The sequence below is a fragment of the Actinomycetospora aeridis genome, assembly GCF_037400275.1.
Taxonomy (GTDB): domain Bacteria; phylum Actinomycetota; class Actinomycetes; order Mycobacteriales; family Pseudonocardiaceae; genus Actinomycetospora; species Actinomycetospora aeridis.
In genome coordinates, this window is sequence record NZ_JBBEGL010000006.1 from 192,254 (window position 1) to 209,289 (window position 17,036).

The following is a 17,036-nucleotide window of genomic DNA, read 5'->3' on the forward strand; positions in this document are numbered from 1 at the left end:
CCGGGGTGAGCCGGTGCGACCGACCCCCCACGACCGTCGGGACCATGAGTGCACCCGACCGTCACGCCCGCGGCATGCTGCCCATCCCGGACCGGCCGGTGCCCGGGCTCACGACGTACGACGCGAAGGACCCCGACACGTCCTTCGCCCCGATCGAGCCGCTCCTCCCCCCGGCCGGAGCGCCGAACGTCGTCGTGGTCCTGCTCGACGACGTGGGCTTCGGGGCCTCGTCGACGTTCGGCGGCCCGTGCCGCACCCCCACCGCGGACCGGTTGGCGGCGCACGGGCTGCGCTACCGCCGCTTCCACACCACCGCGCTCTGCGCGCCCACGCGCCAGGCGCTGCTCACCGGCCGCAACCACCACTCGGTCGGCATGGGCAGCATCACCGAGACCGCGACGTCCGCGCCCGGCAACAGCTCGGTCCGGCCGAACACCAAGGCCCCGCTGGCGATGACGCTCAAGCTCAACGGCTACTCGACGGCCCAGTTCGGCAAGTGCCACGAGGTCCCGGTCTGGCAGTCGTCGCCGATGGGACCGTTCGACGCCTGGCCGTCGGGGGGCGGCGGCTTCGAGACGTTCTACGGGTTCATCGGCGGCGAGAACAACCAGTGGGAGCCGGCGCTCTACGACGGCACGACCCCGGTCGAGCCCCCGGCGACCCCCGAGGAGGGCTACCACCTCACCGAGGACCTCGCCGACCGCGCGACCAGCTGGATGCGCCAGCAGAAGGCGCTGATGCCCGACCGGCCGTTCTTCGTCTACTTCGCGCCGGGCGCCACGCACGCGCCCCACCACGTGCCCCGCGAGTGGGCCGACCGCTACGCCGGCGAGTTCGACGACGGCTGGGACGCCGCGCGCGAGCGCACGTTCGCCCGCCAGAAGGAGGCCGGGGTGATCCCGGCGGAGGCCGAGCTGACCGCGCGGCACGACGAGATCCCGGCCTGGGACGACATGCCCGACGAGCTCAAGCCGGTGCTGGCGCGCCAGATGGAGGTCTACGCGGGGTTCCTCTCCCACACCGACCACCAGGTCGGGCGGCTCGTCGACACGCTCGAGGACCTGGGCATCCTCGACGACACGCTCGTCTACTACATCGTCGGCGACAACGGCGCCTCGGCCGAGGGCACGGTCAACGGCGCGTTCAACGAGATGGCCAACTTCGACGGGATGGCCGCCCTCGAGACGACCGAGTTCCTGCGCAGCAAGATGGACGAGTTCGGCGCGCCGAGCTCCTACAACCACTACGCGGTGGGCTGGGCGTGGGCGATGAACACCCCTTACCAGTGGACCAAGCAGGTCGCCTCGCACTGGGGCGGCACCCGCAACGGGACGATCGTGCACTGGCCGCGCGGCACCTCGGGCCCCGGTGGCCTGCGCTCGCAGTTCACCCACGTCATCGACCTGGCCCCGACCATCCTCGAGGCCGCCGGCATCCCCGAGCCGACCACGGTCAACGGCGTGCTGCAGTCCCCCTTGGAGGGCACCAGCATGCTGTACACGTTCACCGACGCGGACGCGGCGGAGCGCCACGACCTGCAGTACTTCGAGATGGCCGGCAACCGCGGGATCTACCACCGGGGCTGGAGCGCGGTCACCAAGCACCGCACGCCCTGGCTCATGGTGGGCCACACGCCGCCGCCGTTCGACGAGGACGTCTGGGAGCTCTACGACGGGCACAGCGACGACAGCCAGGCCCGGGACCTCGCGGCGGACAAGCCGGAGGTGCTCGCCCGCCTGCAGCGGCTCTGGCTCATCGAGGCCACGAAGTACGGCGTCCTCCCGATCGACGACCGTACCGCCGAGCGGATCAACCCCGAGATCGCCGGACGACCCACGCTCATCCGCGGCACCTCGCAGGTGTTCTTCCCGGGGATGGGGCGGCTGTCGGAGAACAGCGTGCTCAACATCAAGAACCGCTCGTTCTCGGTGACCGCCGAGGTCGACGTCCCGGTCGGCGGGGCCGACGGCGTGGTCATCGCGCAGGGCGGCCGCTTCGGCGGGTGGTCGGTCCATCTCCACGAGGGCCGACTGACGTTCTGCTACAACGTGCTCGGCATCCAGATCTTCACGGCCCGCGCCGACGCTCCCGTGCCGGGCGGCGTCCACCAGGTCCGCGCCGAGTTCGCCTACGACGGCGGCGGCCTGGCCAAGGGCGGGGACGTGTCGCTGTTCGTGGACGGCGCCGCGGCCGGGACCGGGCGCGTGGCGATGACCCAGCCGATGGTCCTTCTCCGCCGACGAGACGACCGACGTCGGACGCGACGAGGGCACCCCCGTGAGCCCCGACCACACCGGGCCGGCGAGCCGCTTCACCGGCCGCATCCACTGGGTGCAGCTCGACGTCGGCGCGGACGACCACGACCACTTCCTCGACCCCGAGGAGCGGCTGCGCGTGGCCATGGCGCGGCAGTAGGCCCGGGCCGTCGTCGACGATCAGTCGCAGGCAACAGGACCGCCCGTGACCAGGCGTTTCCGTGCCGTCGCCGACTGGGCCGAACGTCGGCGTCCCTGCACCCGGGGGCGCACCCGATCGAGGAGGTTGCCCGATTCCGGAGAAGGCCCGCAGATCTTATCGTGGCCAGGGTCGACGCCCACCGCGACGGCGCACCCTGCCACCCGAGGTCAACTCCATGGCCCACGTCCCCCGGTCCCGGACCGGTCCCCCGGAGGTCCCGGACACGCACGTCCGCCGCCGGGAACTGGAGGCCGTCCTCGACCGGGGGGCCGAGCGGGACCTCGTGCTGCTCTCCGCGCCGCCGGGCTTCGGCAAGACCTCGCTGCTCGCCGCGTGGCTGCGCGACGACGTCGGCCGGACGACGGCCTGGGTGGGCCTGGAGCCCGAGGACCGCGACCCGCGGCGGCTGTGGAGCGCCGTCCTGGGGGCGCTGACGTCCCTGCCCGCGGTGCCGTCGTCCAGCCGGCTGCACCGGTTGGTGGTGTCCCGGTCGACGGTGGCCCCGGAGTTCCTCGACGAGCTCACCGAGGCGCTCACCGCCCTGCCCACGCCGGTCCGGCTCGTGCTCGACGACGTCCAGCACCTCACGGACCCGATCTCCCATCACGGGCTGGCCACGCTGCTGCGCGACGCGACCCCGCAGCTGCGGCTCGTGCTGGCGGGGCGCCGGGACCCGCTGCTGCCGCTGCCGCGCCTGCGGATGGACGAGCGCGTCGCCGAGCTGCGCGCCGGTCACCTGCAGTTCTCCCCCGACGAGTCGGCGGCGCTGCTCGCAGCCTGCGGGCCGGAGCTCACCGACACGCAGGTGGCGGTCCTGCACGAGCGGACCGGGGGCTGGGTGGCCGGGCTGCGCCTGGCGGCGCTGACGCTGCGGGACCACCCCGACCCCGACCGGTTCCTCGCCGGCTTCTCGGGCGACGAGCGCCCGGTCGCCGACTACCTCGTCGACGAGGTCCTCGCGGGCCTCGCCGAGACCCGGCGCGAGGTCCTGCGCAGGATCAGCGTCGCCGCCCGGGTCCCGGCCGCGCTCGCCCCGCGGCTCACGGGGCGGGCGGACGCGACGGAGGTGCTCGACGCCCTCGCCCGCGACACGGGCCTGGTGACGGGCAGCGGGACCCGTGGCGACCCCTATCGCCTCCCGGAGCTCCTGCGGTCCCACCTCGTCGCCGACCTCGGGCGGCGGGACGCGGGCCTCGTGCCCGGGCTCGAGGCGGCCGCGGCGCGCTGGTGGACCGAGCAGGGCGAACCGGTCGAGGCGATGCGGCACGCGGCCCGGGCGGGCGACGGCGCGCTCCTCGCCGATCTCGCCGGACGCTGGGGACCGTGGCTCGCCGGGCGCGGCGAGCCCGGGCCGGCGGCGGGCGCCGTGAGCGCGGCACGGGCCGCCGGACCCGGCGACGCGGCGGAACCCCGCGACGCCCGCCTCGCGGTCGTCGCCGCCCACGTCCACCTCGCCCGCGGCGAGCACGACGGGGCGCGGGCCGCGCTGCGGCGGGCACGTCGTGACCGCTCCCGCGACCCCGACGCCCACGCCTTCCTCGTCGCGACCGAACGGGTGCTCGGCCGCCGGACCTCCCTCGGCCCGCGGGCGACGTCCGAGCCCGCCCCCACCGAACCGGCCCCCACCGAGCCCGCACTGGCCGCGCACGTCCGGGTCGGGCGCGGTGCGGCCGCCCTCCTCGCCGGCGACGCGCCGCGCGCCCGCACCGAGCTCGGGGCGGGCCTCGCGGCGGCGCACCGCCTCGGCCTCGAGGTCCTCGCCCACCGGGGCCGCGCCCTGCTCGCCGCCGCGCTGTGGCTCGCCGGTGACGGGCCCCGCGCCCGGGAGGCCGCGGACCGGGTCGTCGGGGAGCACGGGGCCGACGGGCCCGCCCTCGCACCGTGGACCGCGGTCGCCCGGGCCGTCGCCGCCCACGCCGCGCTGCTGCGCGCCGACCCGGCCGCGGCCCGCGCGACACCCCACGACGGGGGCGACCTGGTCCCGGCGGTGCGGTTCGCGACACGCATCGCGCGCGGCGGAGCCGCCGTCGACCTCGGCGACCGCACGGCAGGCCTGCTCGAGCTGCAGGCGGCCCGTGCCGAGCTCGGCGACACCGCCGTGCCCGGGGGCCTTGCCGCGGTCGCGGCGCTGCTCGAGCACCGGGCGGCCCTCGCACTCGGCCACCCCACCGCGGCGGGCGCCGTGGCGGGCTGGCTCGCCGGCCGGCACCCCGGGAGTCCCGCCCTCGGCCTCGTGCGGGGCTGGGCCGCGGTCGCGGCCGGCGACCCGGCGGGCGCCCGGGAGGCGGTCGCTCCGCTGCTCGCGCGCCGCCCGCGCCCGACGCCGTACGCGCTCGACGTGGAGGCCTGGCTCCTGGAGAGCGCCGGCCGCCTCGCCCGCGACGACCGTCCCGGCGCCCGGGCCGCCGCACGTCAGGCCGTCGGCCTGGCCGCACCGCACGACGTGCTGCGCCCCTTCGCCCACGCCGACGCCGGGGTGCGGGCGCTGCTGGTGGACGAGCTCGCCACCGGTGCGCCGCGCGCCGCGTTCGTCGCGCGGGCCCTCGCCGCCGGCGCGACGTCCCCCGCCGGCATCGCGCTGAGCGTGCGCGAGCACGATGTCCTGACCCGGCTGCCCTCGCTGGAGAGCCTCGACGAGATCGCGGGCGACCTCGACGTCTCCATCAACACGATCAAGACCCACGTCCGCGCCCTCTACGGCAAGCTCGGGGTCACGACGCGCCGGGACGCCGTGCTCGTCGCGCACGAGCAGGGTCTCCTGGGATGAGCGGGTCCCGCCCGCCCCCGTCCCCCCGCACCGTCCTCGCGCTGCTCGCCGCGCTGATGCTGGTCGACTTCGCCGACCGGCAGGTCCTCGTCGCGGCGTTCCCCTACCTGCGCCGGGAGTGGGGCCTGGACGACACCACGCTCGGCGCGCTCGTCTCCGTCGTGACGCTGACCGTGGCGCTGGGCGCGCTGCCCGTGGCCGCGGTCGTCGACCGGTGGAGCCGGACGCGGGCCATCGCGCTCATGGGCACGGTGTGGAGCGCCGCCGCGGCGGCCTCGGCGCTCGCCCCGGGCCCGGGGGCGCTCTTCGCCGCCCGGATCGGTGTCGGGGCCGGCGAGGCGGGCTACGGGCCGGCCGGGGGTGCCCTGCTCGCCACCGTCTTCCCGCCGCGGCGACGGGCCGGCGTCCTCGGCGTCTTCCAGGCGGCCGGGCCGCTCGGCACCGTCGTCGGGATGGTCCTGGGCAGCGTGGTGGCGGCCCAGTGGGGCTGGCGGTGGGCCGTCGCGATCATGGTCGTGCCGGGGCTGCTGCTCGCGCTCGCCGTGCTGCGGGTGCGCGACTACCCGACCGTCCGGGCCGCGCCCCGCGGGCCGCGGGCCGTCGCCGGGCTCCTGCGCACGCCGACGCTCGTCACCGCCGTCACGGGCATGGTGCTGCTGCTCGTGGTCGCGTCGTCGCTCTACACCTGGCTGCCGACGCACTTCGAGCGCGACCTCCACCTCGGCCCGGTCCCGGCCGGTGGGCTGGCGGCGGTCGTCATGCTGGCCGGGGTGGCCGGCACCGCGGGCGCCGGGCTGCTCACCGACCGCGCCGCCCGCCACGACCCCGGGGCACGGCTGCGCACGCCCGTCCTCGCGGGCCTGGCCACCACCGCCCTGCTCGTCCCGGCGTTCACGCTGGTGCCCGCCGGCCCCGCCCGGGTCGTGCTCGTGCTGCTCGGGGCGGCGGCCGTCACCGCGGCGGTCGGGCCCGCGGCGGCCGTGGTCGTGGACGTGACCCGTCCCGCAGTGCGGGCGACCGCGGTCTCGGTGCTCGTCGTGGCCCAGAACCTCCTCGGTCTGACCGTCGGCCCCGTCCTCACCGGCGTCCTCGCCGACGCGGTCGGGCTCACCACGACGTTCGCCGTCATGGCCTGCCTCGGCGTCGTCGCGGCCGGCGCCTTCCTGGCCGCGGCACGCACGTACCCCGGGGACCGCGCCGCGGGCCTCACCGCGGACGCCGTCCCCGCGGGCGGGGGGTAGCACCGTGGCCACCCGCCGTGCCGCCGGCTCGTCCGGGCCCGTCGTCGCGGGTCCCTGGCCGGCTGCGCCGACGACCCCGACCAGCCCGACCACCCCGGCCACCCCGGCCACCGCGGCCACCGCGGGAACCGCCGCCGTCCCGCTCCCGCACCCTCCCCGTACCGGTCCCCACACCGACGGGCCGACCGACGCCGAGCACGCCGTCCCGGTGGCCACGCACGTCGTCGACCGCCCCCGGCTGCACGCCCGCCTCGAGCGGGCCGTCGCGGACGCGGCGATGACGCTCGTCGTCGGGCCGGCCGGCTGGGGGAAGACGCTGCTGGTGGGCTCGTGGCTCGCCGCGGGCGGGGACCGCGGGACGGCCTGGGTGTCGCTCGGCGCCGGTCACGACGAGCCCCGGGCGTTCTGGGCCGCCCTGGCCCGCGCGGTGGGGCCGACGGCGGGGCCGGCGACCGCCGCGGCGCTGCGGCGCGTGGAGCTCGGTCCCGCCGACCCCGAGGAGCTGCCCGGCGCCTTCGCCCACGCGCTGCGGCAGGCCGAGCGCCCGGTGGTCCTCGTCCTCGACGACCTCCACGAGGTGACGTCACCGGCGGTGCACGCCGGGCTGCGCAGCCTCGTCGAGCGGCCCGTGCCGTCGCTCGCGCTCGTCGCCACCACGCGGCACGACCCGCCGTGGCCCCGGACGCGCCTGCTGCTGGCGGGTCTGGTCGCGGAGGTCCGGCCCGACGACCTCGCCTTCCTCGACGACGAGGCCGCCGCCCTCTTCGCCCAGCTCGGCGTGGACGCCGCGGCCGACCACGTCCGCGAGATGGTGGCCCGGACCGGCGGCTGGGCCGCCGGGATGCGCCTGGCGGCGCTGGACCTCGCCACACGCCCCGACGTGGACGCCGCCGTCGCCGCGTTCTCGGGCGACGCGCACAGCGTCTCGGGCTACCTGCTCGACGAGGTCCTCGGGCGCCAGCCGCCGGAGCTCGTGACGTTCCTGGAGCGGATCAGCGTCGTCGACCTCGTCAGCGCCGACCTCGCGGACGCGATCACCGGCGGCACCGACGGCGAGGCGCTGCTCGCCGAGCTCTCCGCGGCGCACCTGTTCGTCCAGGCGCTCGATCACCCCGGGCGCTGGTACCGGCTCCACCGCCTCGTGCTCGACGTCCTGCGCGCGCGCCCGGCGTCGCGACGCGACCGGCGCGAGCGCCACCGCCGGGCCGCGGACTGGTTCCGGCAGCGCGGGATGCCGCTCGAGGCGCTGCGCTCGGCGGTCCGGGGCGAGCTGTGGGCCCTCGCCGCCGAGGTCGTCGCCGCGCACCTGGCCCTGCTCGTGCTGCGCGGCTCCGCCGACGAGGTCATCCGGGTGCTGGGTGGGATCCCCGAGCCGGTCCTGCTCGAGCGCCCCGAACTGGCGACCGCGCTCGCCGGCGCCCGCGTCGCCATCGGGGCCAGGACGCAGGTCCCGTCCCTGCTCGCCGCGGCCCGCCGGGGGGCCGGCGCGCTCGGCGAGCGCCGGCAGCAGCGCCTCGCGGTCCACCACTCCCTCATCGAGGCCGCCCACGCCCGGGCCCGCGGCGACCTCGACGCGGTCGCCCTCGCGTTCCGCGCCGTGACCCTCGACGTGGCCACCCTCGACCGGTACGGCGTGCTGGACGCGGCGATCGTGCCGGCGGTCGTGCTCGCCAACCTCGGGACCGCCGAGCTCTGGACCGGGGACCTCGCCGCCGCCGACGGCCACCTGCGCGAGATCGCCGACGGCGCCGGGCCGCCGACGCTCCCCCGCGTGAACGCCGCGGCCCACCTCGCCCTGCTGACCTGCGAGCGCGGCGAGCTGGACGCCGCGGAGTCGCGGGTCCGCGCGGTCGTCGCGACCGCCGACGCGGCAGGGTGGTCCCGGATGCCCCAGGTCGCCCCCGCCTACCTGGCGATGGCCCGGCTGGTGCTCGACCGCGACGAGCCCGGGGCCGGCGGGAGCTGGCTCTCCCGGCTCGCGGAGGTCGAGGAGGTCGCCCCCGAACCGCACGTCGAGCTCGCGCGGTCGCTGGCGCTCGCCGCCCGGCAGGACGCCGCCGGTGATCCGGAGGACGCCCTCGCCCGGCTGCGGGCCGCCGGCGCGCGGGCGGGATCGTGGACACCGCCCCGACCGCTGGCCGAGCAGTGGCGCCTCGGCGAGGCCGACCTGCTCGCCCGGACGGGCAACCCCGACGCGGCGCGCGCGGTGGCCGCCCGCCTCGGGACGCCGCGGACCGACGGCGGGCGGATCGCCGCCGCCCGCCTGCTGCTGCACCTCGGGGACGCGGGCGTCGAGGAGGCGCTGGGCGACACGACCGCGAGCCCGCTCCCCCGCGTCCGGGCCGGCGCGGGCGTGGTCGCGGCGCTCGCCGCCGCGCGCGCCGGCGACCCGGAGCGCGCGCTGACCCTGCTCGAGGACGCCCTCCTCGCCGCCGCGCCGCACGGGCTGCGGCGCCCCTTCCTCGCCGAGCCGGCGCTCGCCGAGGTCCTGCGCCGGCGGGTGGACCTCGGCAGCGGCGCCGTGGGGTTCGCGGTCGACCTGCTCGAGCGCCGCACCGGCGGGCCCGCGGACCACACCCCGCCCCGGCGCGCCCTCGCCGAGCCGCTGACCGAACGGGAGGCGACGATGCTGCGCTACCTCGCGAGCACCCTGTCGAACCCGGAGATCGCCGCCGAGCTCTACGTCTCGGTCAACACCGTGAAGTCCCACCAGCGGGCCGTGTACCGCAAGCTCGGCACCTCCGGTCGCCGGGACGCGGTGCGCCGGGCGCGCGAGCTCGAGTTGCTGTGAGTGGTCATGCTCGCGACCAGCTCACCCTCATCCGCCTCATCCTCGGCGAGGGACGCCGTCTCACCCGGCCGAGCGCCACCCTCCGTGGTCATGGTCCGCATCCCCGCGAGCAGGACGGCCGTGCCGGCGCTGCCCACCTGGCTGGTCCCCCGCCCGGCGCTGTGGCGGCACCTCGCCGCGGCACGGCCCGGGCAGCTGGTCGCGCTGATCGCCCCCGCGGGGTCGGGCAAGACCGTGCTCCTGGCCGAGTGGGCCCGCCACGGCGACGGGCCGCCGACCGCCTGGGCGAGTCTGGACCGTGACGACGCCGACCCGGACCGCTTCTGGTCGGTGGTGCTCGCGGCGGTGCTCGCCACCGGCGCGGTCCCGGCCGACCACCCCCTGCGCCACCTGTCCGGCCGGGACGCGACCGGCGACGACCTCGCCGACGCCCTGCTCGAGGGCCTCGGGACGCTGTGCCCGCGGATCCGTCTCGTCCTCGACGACGTCCACGTGCTGGCCGACCGGCAGGCCGGCGTCCGGGCGCTCGCCCGGCTGGTGCGCCACCGTCCCGCCGGGGTGGACCTCGTGCTCGCCGCGCGGTCCGACCCGGCCGTCGGGCTGCCCCGGCTCCGCCTCGAGGACGGGCTGCGGGAGCTGCGCGCCGAGGGCCTGCGCTTCTCGGTGGACGCCACCGCCGCGCTCGCCGCCGCCAGCGGCGTCGCCCTGGAGGCCGACGACGTCGACGCGCTGCACCGGCGCACGGAGGGCTGGGCGGCCGGCCTGCGGCTCGCGGTGCTCGCCCTGCGCAGCGGCGAGGGACCCGAGGGCCCCCTGCTCGACCGGTTCTCCGGGGACGACCGGTCGGTCGCGGACTACCTCGGCGGCGAGCTCCTCGACGGGCTCGCGCCCGACGACCGCGAGCTGCTCGACGACCTCAGCGTCTGCCGTCGCCTGCCCGACGCCCTCGCCGTGGCGCTCACCGGACGCCACGACGTCGTCCTGCGGCTCGAGGAGCTCGGGCACGGGCTCGGGATGGTCGACCGCGCCGGCCCCGGCGAGCACCACGTCCACGCCCTCCTGCGCTTCCACCTCGCCGCCGACCTCGCGCGGCGACGCCCCGAGCGTCACCGGCAGCAGCACGCCACGGCGGCCCGGTGGTGGGCCGGCCACGACGACCCCGCCCACGACGACCCCGCCCACGACGGCCCCGCCCACGACGACCCCGCCCACGCCCTGCACCACGCCGAGCGCGCCGGCGACCCCGCCCTGACCGCCGAGCTCCTCGAGCGGCTCGCCGTCCCGCTCCTGCAGCGTGGGGAGCTCCCCGCGCTGCGCCGGGCCCTGGACCTGGTGGGCGCCGCGGTCGTCGACGCCGATCCCCGCCTCGCCCTGGTCGCCGCGCTCGTCCACCTCGACGCCCGCGAGCACGCGGCCGCGGCGGCCCGGATGCGCGTCGCCGCGCGGGCCTGGCCCGCCGCGCCCGGACCGTCCCTCACCGCCCTGCGGGCCGCGGCCGAGCTCCTCGCGGGCAGCGTCGGGATCGGATCGGGCGACCCGGCACGGACGGCATCACCCGAGCCCGACGACGCCGGACTGGCGGGACTGCTCCACCTGGCCCGCGGCACCGCCCTGCTCGCCGCCTCCCCCGCGAACACCGCGACCGCCCGCACGGAACTCCACCGGGCGCTGGTCCCGGCGCGGACGGACCGGCTCGTCCGACTCGAGGTCGCCGCCTTCGGCGAGCTCGCGCTGGCCGCGGTGGCCGAGGGCGACGCGGGTGGGGTGACCGGACCCGGCGAGGCCGCCCTGGACCGCGGGGGCCCGCCGTCCCGGACCGCGCGGACCGCGGCGCTGCTCGCCTGGTCCGACCTGCTGCGGGGCGACCCCGGCCGGGCCGCCGGCCGCTGCGCGGACGTCCTCGGCCTCCCCGGCCGGCTCGCGCCCGCGGACCGCTACGCGCTGCACGCGGTCCACGGCGCCGCCGCCGGCGACCTGGGCCGCCGCGGCGCCGGGCTCACCGAGGCCCGCGACGCCCGCATCGCGCTCGGGGACGCGCCGCTCCCGGCGCCCCTCGCGGGCGCGCTCGCGCTGCTCGAGCACCGCGGGGCGCTGCGGCTGGGCAACCTGCGCGTCGCCGGTGAAGTGGTCGGCTGGCTGGCCGGGCGCCTCGGCGGGGAGGGCGACGAGACCGTGCTCCTGCGGGCCCGGGCCGAGGCCGCCACGGGCCGCTGGGAGTCGGCGTCGGCGGCCGTGGCCCCGCTCCGTCGCCCCACCCCGGCCTGCCCGCCCGCGACGGTCGTCGTCGAGGCGGCGCTGCTCGAGACCGAGGCCGCGCTGCGGGCGGACGACGCCGCCCGCGGCCGCGCCGCGCTCGCCACCGCCCTCGCCGTCGGCCGCGACCGGGACCTGGTCCGCCCCTTCGCGCTCGCGGGCCCCCGCACCCGCGTGCTGCTCCTCGGGGAGCCCGCAGGGACCGGCCACGCCGGCCGGGTCGCCGCCGCCTGCGCGGCGGTCACCGACGCGCCCGCGCCGCCGCTCAGCGAGCGCGAGCTGGTCGTCCTCGCCCTGCTCCCGTCCCTGCTGGACGCCCCGACGATGGCCGACGAGCTCGTCGTCTCGGTGAACACCGTCAAGACCCAGATCCGGTCGATCTACGCGAAGCTCGGGGTCTCCTCGCGGCGGGGCGCGGTGACCGAGGCCCAGGAGCGCGGCCTGCTCGTCTGACCGCCCGGGTTCGCCCGCCGTTCACCTGCCCGGGATGAGGCGGTCCGGCGCCGCGGGGACGACGATCGTCGACGACCCAGCCAGCACCAGCGAGGAGGCGGCCGTGCCGGGACGCTTCGAGATCCGTGTCAGCGGGCGCCTCTCCGACCGGGTGCGGGCCGCCTTCCCCGACATGGCCGTCGCCGAGGTGCCCGCGGAGACCGTCCTGTCCGGCTGGTCGACCGACGACGACGAGGTGCACGGCATCCTCGAGCGCATCCAGTCGCTCGGGCTCGAGCTGGTCTCGTTGCGGCAGGTGCGGGAGCCCGACGAGACGTGAGGGCACGTCCCGCCGGGCTCCCGGGGTGCTGCGTCAGACCTGGACCGGACGGTCGTCGTCGACGTCGGAGAACGCCTCGCGCAGCCGCTCCTCCTGGTCGGAGGAGAGGTTGGTGTGCAGCAGCTGGGCCTGGCTGCCCCGGAAGGCCTCCGCGACCTTGTCCTGCACGGCGTTCGCCGTCAGGGCGAACAGCGCCGACGACCCGGGCGTGACCTGCTGGCGCACGTCGTCGATGAACTCGTCGTCGATCCCCACGTCGGACAGCGAGCCGGCCAGGGCGCCCGCCGCCGCGCCGACGACGACGCCGAGCAGCGGGACGAAGAAGATCAGGCCGAAGAGCAGGCCCCAGAAGCTGCCGCCGAGGGCGCCGCCGCCCGTGAGGTCGTGCAGCTGGCGCGTCTTCGGCCGCTTCCTGTCGGCGGGCCAGGTCACCACGGCCGCGTCCATGACCTGGATCAGCTCCTCCTTCTGGAGCCGTTCGAGCGTCGAGAGGGCCTGTTCCGCGCCCTCCGGGGTCGGGAACTTCCATGCCGTCAAGGTCGCCATCCGTCATCCTCCTCGGTGCCACGGGACGCCCTCCGTCACCGGCGCGGCCGGTGCGGCGGGCTCGTCCGGACTCTCGCGGTCGGCGTCCGCGGCGACCTCATCCCCGCGGGGTGACAGCAGGCGCGACCCGAGCAGGCCGACGGCGACGAGGTGGCCGACGAGGGCCCCGCCGAGCATCACGACGCCGAACGCCACGAACCACGAGAGGATCACGAACACGATCCCGAGCGGCCCGAACTGCCGGTAGTGCGCGGTGATCTGGGGCGAGAGCACGAGCGGCGCCGCCAGCCGCAGCCCCGCCAGCCCGACGCCGACGACGACCGCTCCGGGCAGCAGGCGCACCCAGGGCACCCGCCCACCGAGCAGGAGGTACTGGCTCCACCACGCCCACGCCGCCGCGGCCGGGGTGCCCAGCACGATCACCAGCACGAGGGGCAGGCCGCCGTCGACGGGACCGACGAGGACGACGACGGCGACGAGCGTGAGGAAGCCCCCGAGCCACGCCAGGGGGCGCCAGAGCGTCCGGATGCCCCGGTGCGGCAGGTTCCAGACGAGCTCGTAGCCGCGCTGGAGCGCGAGCGGCCACCGGACGGTGAGGACGACTGTCAGCAGGGCGCTGAACCACGTCGACGCGCTCGACACGGTCGTCGGCGCGGGGAAGAGCTGCTGGAGGTCCGACGTGGCCTGCGGCGTCAGCCCGAGGCGTGTCGCGAAGGCGGTCACGCCGCCGCCGGGACGCCCGAGCGGCAGCACGGCCGCGAGGGTCACCAGCGCCGGGATGACGAGCATGAACGCGAGGGCGGCGAGGATCAGCGCCTGCTTGGTGAGCTGGGTGTCGACGACCCGCCGCTGCAGGTGCCCGAGCCCGCTCTCGTCGAAGCGCGCACGGGTGTCGCGCAGCCGGTCCCGCCAGGGCGGCGGTGGTCCGTCGGGGTTCATCACGCGCGCCCGCTCAGTGCAGCGCGGCCTTGAGCAGCACGATCGACGCCCCGACGAGCAGCGAGGCGATCGCCCACGCCGCCTGGACCGCGGGCCGGCGCCGCGCCGCGCGGCCGCCGAGCACGCTGAGCACGCCCAGGGCGGCGACGCCGACCCACAGGGTGATGTCGATGCGCAGCGCGACGTCGAGACCGGTCAGCGTCAGCACGCCCAGGAGCACGCCGGCGAGGACGCCGGGCAGGGCCGTCCCGGCGCTCTCCGCCACCACGGAGCGCAGCACCCGCGGGCCCGACCGCGGCGGACCGGTCAGGGTGCCGGCGAGCACGCCGCCGTAGGTCTCGGCGAGGAAGATGGCCACGCCGGTGCCCGCGACGGTCAGGGCGGCGACGCCGGGAGCGGGTTCGTGGTCACCGAGGTAGGCGAGCACCGACATCGCCATGAGCGTCCCGTACACCGCGGCCCGCAGCCGGTGTCGCCGCAACGCGGTCGTCGGGTGGGGCGCCGAGCTGGACGGCGCGTCCGGCGAGGTGGTCACGTCCGGGGACGCTAGGCAGCGCGCGCCGCCCGGTGCTCACCCCGCACGGGTGAGCCGCGACCGGGGCCGCGTTCCTACCGTCCTCGACCATGTCGACTCCGACCGAGGTGCCCGACGCCGGTCCGCAGACCGGACGGTTCGGGGTCCCGCGCGCCCTCATGCTGATGCTCGGGGCGGCGTGTGTCGTCATCGTCATCGCCGGCCTCCAGGCCGGCGCCTGGCTGATCGCGCCGATCCTGCTCGCACTGGTGATCGTCATCGCGGTCGCCCCGCTGCAGACGTGGCTGCGCAGGCTCGGGGTGCCGGGCTGGCTGACGGTGCTGGCCCTCGTCGTGGTGATCTTCGGACTGATCGTCGGGCTCGTCGTGGTGCTGGCGGCCTCGGTCGGGCAGCTCGTGGCGCTGGTACCGCAGTACTCCGACCGCATCCAGGGCCTCACGAACTCCCTGACCCAGCTGCTGCACCGCGTGGGCTTCGACCCCGGGCACGCCCAGGCGACGGCGTCGTCGGTCGACCTCGGCAGGATCGCCGGCGCCGTCGGGGGGCTGCTGTCGGGCGTGAGCGGGGCCCTCACGAGCCTCGTGTTCATCCTCGCCCTGCTGCTCTTCCTCATCGCGGAGGCGAGCGGGGCGAGCCGGCGGCTCGACGCGATCGGCGCCGACCGCCCGCACATGGTCGAGGCCATGCAGAGCTTCGCCCACGGCACGCGGCGCTACCTCGTGGTCACCGCCGTGTTCGGGCTGATCGTGGCGGTCCTCGACTCCGTGGCCCTCGCGATCATGGGCATCCCGCTGGTCGTCCTCTGGGGCCTGCTGTCGTTCATCACCAACTTCATCCCGAACATCGGGTTCATCATCGGCGTCGTCCCGCCCGCGCTCGTGGGCCTGCTCGTCGGCGGGTGGCAGCAGGCCCTCGCGGTGGTGCTCGTCTACTGCATCCTCAACGCCATCGTGCAGTCGTTGATCCAGCCGCACTTCACCGGCGACGCCGTCGGGCTCTCGACGACGATCACGTTCGTCGCCCTGCTGTTCTGGGCCTGGGTGCTCGGCCCGCTCGGCGCGCTGCTCGCGATCCCCGCGACCCTGCTGATCAAGGCGGTGCTCGTCGACTGCGACCCGAGCGCCCGCTGGGTGGACGCCCTCATCGGCGCGAACAGCCCGCCCAAGGAGGACAAGAAGAACAAGAAGGGCGAGAAGGCCGAGGACGAGGCCGCGGCCGACGCCGGCACGGACGCCCAGGGTGACCCCGCGGGCACCGAGGGCAAACCCCCGGTGACCGCGCCGACCAACCACGCGGCACCGGCGACCTGACGCCGCCCCGTGACGCGCGAGCAGGGCAGACTGGGCCCGTGACCACGCCCGACACCCCCGACGTCACCAGCGGCGACGACCCCGACAGCGCCGACGACACCGTCTTCGAGCAGCTCGACGAGGCCGAGTCGCTCGACGACCCCGATCTCGAGGACCAGCTCGACGAGGGCGTCTCGCCGAACGAGCAGCCCTGGGGCGTCGACGCCTGGGGCGTCACGCCCGAGGAGGAGCGCGACGGCCAGCCGCTGGCGGGGCGCCTGCGCCGCGAGGACACCGACGGCACGTCCGGTGACGACGACGGCGACGGCCTCGGCGACGCGAGCGACACCGACGGCGAGCTCTGGGACGACGAGGTCGGCGAGGCGCGCTCCGGGCGTCTCGTGCTGCGCGAGGACGGCGAGGACTTCTTCGCCGACGACGCCGGCATCGACGGCGCCGGCGCGAGCGCCGAGGAGGCCGCGGTCCACCTCATCGACGAGGACCGCTGAGCCGGGCCGTCGGAGCCGGTCAGCCGACCAGCGCCACCACGTCGTCCGCGACGCCCCACGAGACGGTCACGCCGACGCCGCCGTGGCCGTAGGCGTGCACCACGCCGCGCTCGTCACGCTCCACCCGGGGTGTCGGGCGCACCGGGCGCCACCCGACCTCGCACCCCAGCACGCGCGCGTCCGCGAGGCGGGGCTCGGCGGCCACGGCGCGGGCGAGGATCGCCGCGGCCACCTCGTCGTCGGGCGTCGTGTCGTCCTCGGGCAGGGCCACGCCGCCGACCACGGTGCGTCTCGCGTGCGGGAAGACGTTGGTCCACCGCGGGTCGGCGGCGATCTCCATGCGGAACTCCTCGACCGGCGTCCCGTCGAGCACGACGTGCACGCCGCGCACCGGGGTCAGCGTGTCATCCCCGGCGAGCTCGCGGGCCCCGCTGCCGGCGGCGTCCACCACGACGGCGCCGTCCTGCTCGAGGACGTCGACGTGGCGCTGCTCGAGGGTGACGCCGAGCGCCTTGGCCCGGCGCGCGAGATGGGCGAGGTAGGTCGGCATGTCCGCGAAGGGCAGCGTCACCGCCATCCCCGTGCGGAAGCCGCCGCGCTCGGCCTCGTCCAGCGGCCGGAAGTCGGGGAGCACGCGTGCCCACGGCGGGAGGTCGTCGGCGACGTCGACGTGCACGCGGCCGTGTCGCCGCCGCACGCCGCTGGCGGGATCGTCGGCGAGCGCGGTGAACACGGGCGTCGAGCGCTCGGTCCACCGGGTCAGCGGGTCGTCGGGCCCCGTGCCGCTGATCCCGAGCATGGCGCCGGCCGCGACGGAGGTCGTCGCCGTCACGGGACGGTCGGTGAGCACGTGGACGCGGTGGCCCGCTTCCGCGAGGCGCACCGCGCTGGTCAGGCCGATCACGCCGGCCCCGACCACGAGGACGTCGCTCATGCG

Annotated in this window: 12 protein-coding genes; 8 read left to right on the forward strand and 4 right to left on the reverse strand. The window is 77.1% G+C overall.

The window, feature by feature from the left end; genetic code table 11:
- Positions 1-44: 44 nt before the first annotated feature.
- From WCD41_RS22180 to WCD41_RS22205, 6 genes are all read left to right on the forward strand, one after another.
- Positions 45-2,891, forward strand: a complete 2,847-nt coding sequence (locus tag WCD41_RS22180; protein ID WP_337716489.1) for a sulfatase-like hydrolase/transferase — start codon at positions 45-47, stop codon at positions 2,889-2,891.
- A 266-nt stretch (positions 2,892-3,157) separates the two neighbouring features.
- The gene (locus tag WCD41_RS22185; protein ID WP_507237361.1) at positions 3,158-5,224 is read left to right on the forward strand and encodes a winged helix-turn-helix domain-containing protein; all 2,067 of its coding nucleotides are present in this window, start codon (positions 3,158-3,160) and stop codon (positions 5,222-5,224) included.
- The gene (locus WCD41_RS22190; RefSeq protein ID WP_337716491.1) at positions 5,221-6,465 is read left to right on the forward strand and encodes an MFS transporter; all 1,245 of its coding nucleotides are present in this window, start codon (positions 5,221-5,223) and stop codon (positions 6,463-6,465) included. The genes WCD41_RS22185 and WCD41_RS22190 overlap by 4 nt, the downstream gene beginning before the upstream one ends.
- Positions 6,466-6,469: 4 nt before the next feature.
- The gene (locus WCD41_RS22195; protein ID WP_337716493.1) at positions 6,470-9,256 is read left to right on the forward strand and encodes a winged helix-turn-helix domain-containing protein; all 2,787 of its coding nucleotides are present in this window, start codon (positions 6,470-6,472) and stop codon (positions 9,254-9,256) included.
- Between the two features lie 90 nt (positions 9,257-9,346).
- The gene (locus WCD41_RS22200; RefSeq protein WP_337716494.1) at positions 9,347-11,962 is read left to right on the forward strand and encodes a winged helix-turn-helix domain-containing protein; all 2,616 of its coding nucleotides are present in this window, start codon (positions 9,347-9,349) and stop codon (positions 11,960-11,962) included.
- Between the two features lie 34 nt (positions 11,963-11,996).
- Positions 11,997-12,281 carry a DUF8691 family protein gene (locus WCD41_RS22205; protein WP_337716496.1) on the forward strand — a complete coding sequence of 95 codons (285 nt, stop codon included), beginning with the start codon at positions 11,997-11,999 and terminating at the stop codon, positions 12,279-12,281.
- A gap of 33 nt (positions 12,282-12,314) precedes the next feature.
- Here WCD41_RS22205 and WCD41_RS22210 read toward each other — a convergent pair whose 3' ends face one another.
- Genes WCD41_RS22210 through WCD41_RS22220 form a run of 3 tightly spaced genes read right to left on the reverse strand, consistent with a single transcriptional unit; the run spans position 12,315 to position 14,301 of the window.
- Entirely contained in the window at positions 12,315-12,827 is a 513-nt protein-coding gene (locus tag WCD41_RS22210) for a DUF1269 domain-containing protein (RefSeq protein WP_337716498.1), read from the reverse strand.
- Between the two features lie 3 nt (positions 12,828-12,830).
- A complete protein-coding gene (locus WCD41_RS22215; RefSeq protein ID WP_337716500.1) occupies positions 12,831-13,769 on the reverse strand; it encodes a YhjD/YihY/BrkB family envelope integrity protein in 939 nt (312 codons plus the stop codon).
- A gap of 10 nt (positions 13,770-13,779) precedes the next feature.
- Positions 13,780-14,301 (reverse strand): hypothetical protein, encoded by a 522-nt coding sequence (locus tag WCD41_RS22220; protein ID WP_337716502.1) that lies wholly within the window; start codon positions 14,299-14,301, stop codon positions 13,780-13,782.
- Positions 14,302-14,390: 89 nt separating this feature from the next.
- Here WCD41_RS22220 and WCD41_RS22225 point away from each other — a divergent pair, with 89 nt between their 5' ends.
- Together WCD41_RS22225 and WCD41_RS22230 are read left to right on the forward strand one after the other, a co-directional pair.
- Positions 14,391-15,611 carry an AI-2E family transporter gene (locus WCD41_RS22225; RefSeq protein WP_337716504.1) on the forward strand — a complete coding sequence of 407 codons (1,221 nt, stop codon included), beginning with the start codon at positions 14,391-14,393 and terminating at the stop codon, positions 15,609-15,611.
- Between the two features lie 38 nt (positions 15,612-15,649).
- Positions 15,650-16,099 carry a DUF5709 domain-containing protein gene (locus tag WCD41_RS22230; protein ID WP_337716507.1) on the forward strand — a complete coding sequence of 150 codons (450 nt, stop codon included), beginning with the start codon at positions 15,650-15,652 and terminating at the stop codon, positions 16,097-16,099.
- 19 nt (positions 16,100-16,118) lie between these two features.
- On the opposite strand, the gene WCD41_RS22235 is transcribed toward WCD41_RS22230, so the two are convergent.
- Positions 16,119-17,033, reverse strand: coding sequence for an FAD-dependent oxidoreductase (locus WCD41_RS22235; RefSeq protein WP_337716509.1), 915 nt, complete (start codon positions 17,031-17,033; stop codon positions 16,119-16,121).
- Between the last annotated feature and the right edge of the window lie 3 nt (positions 17,034-17,036).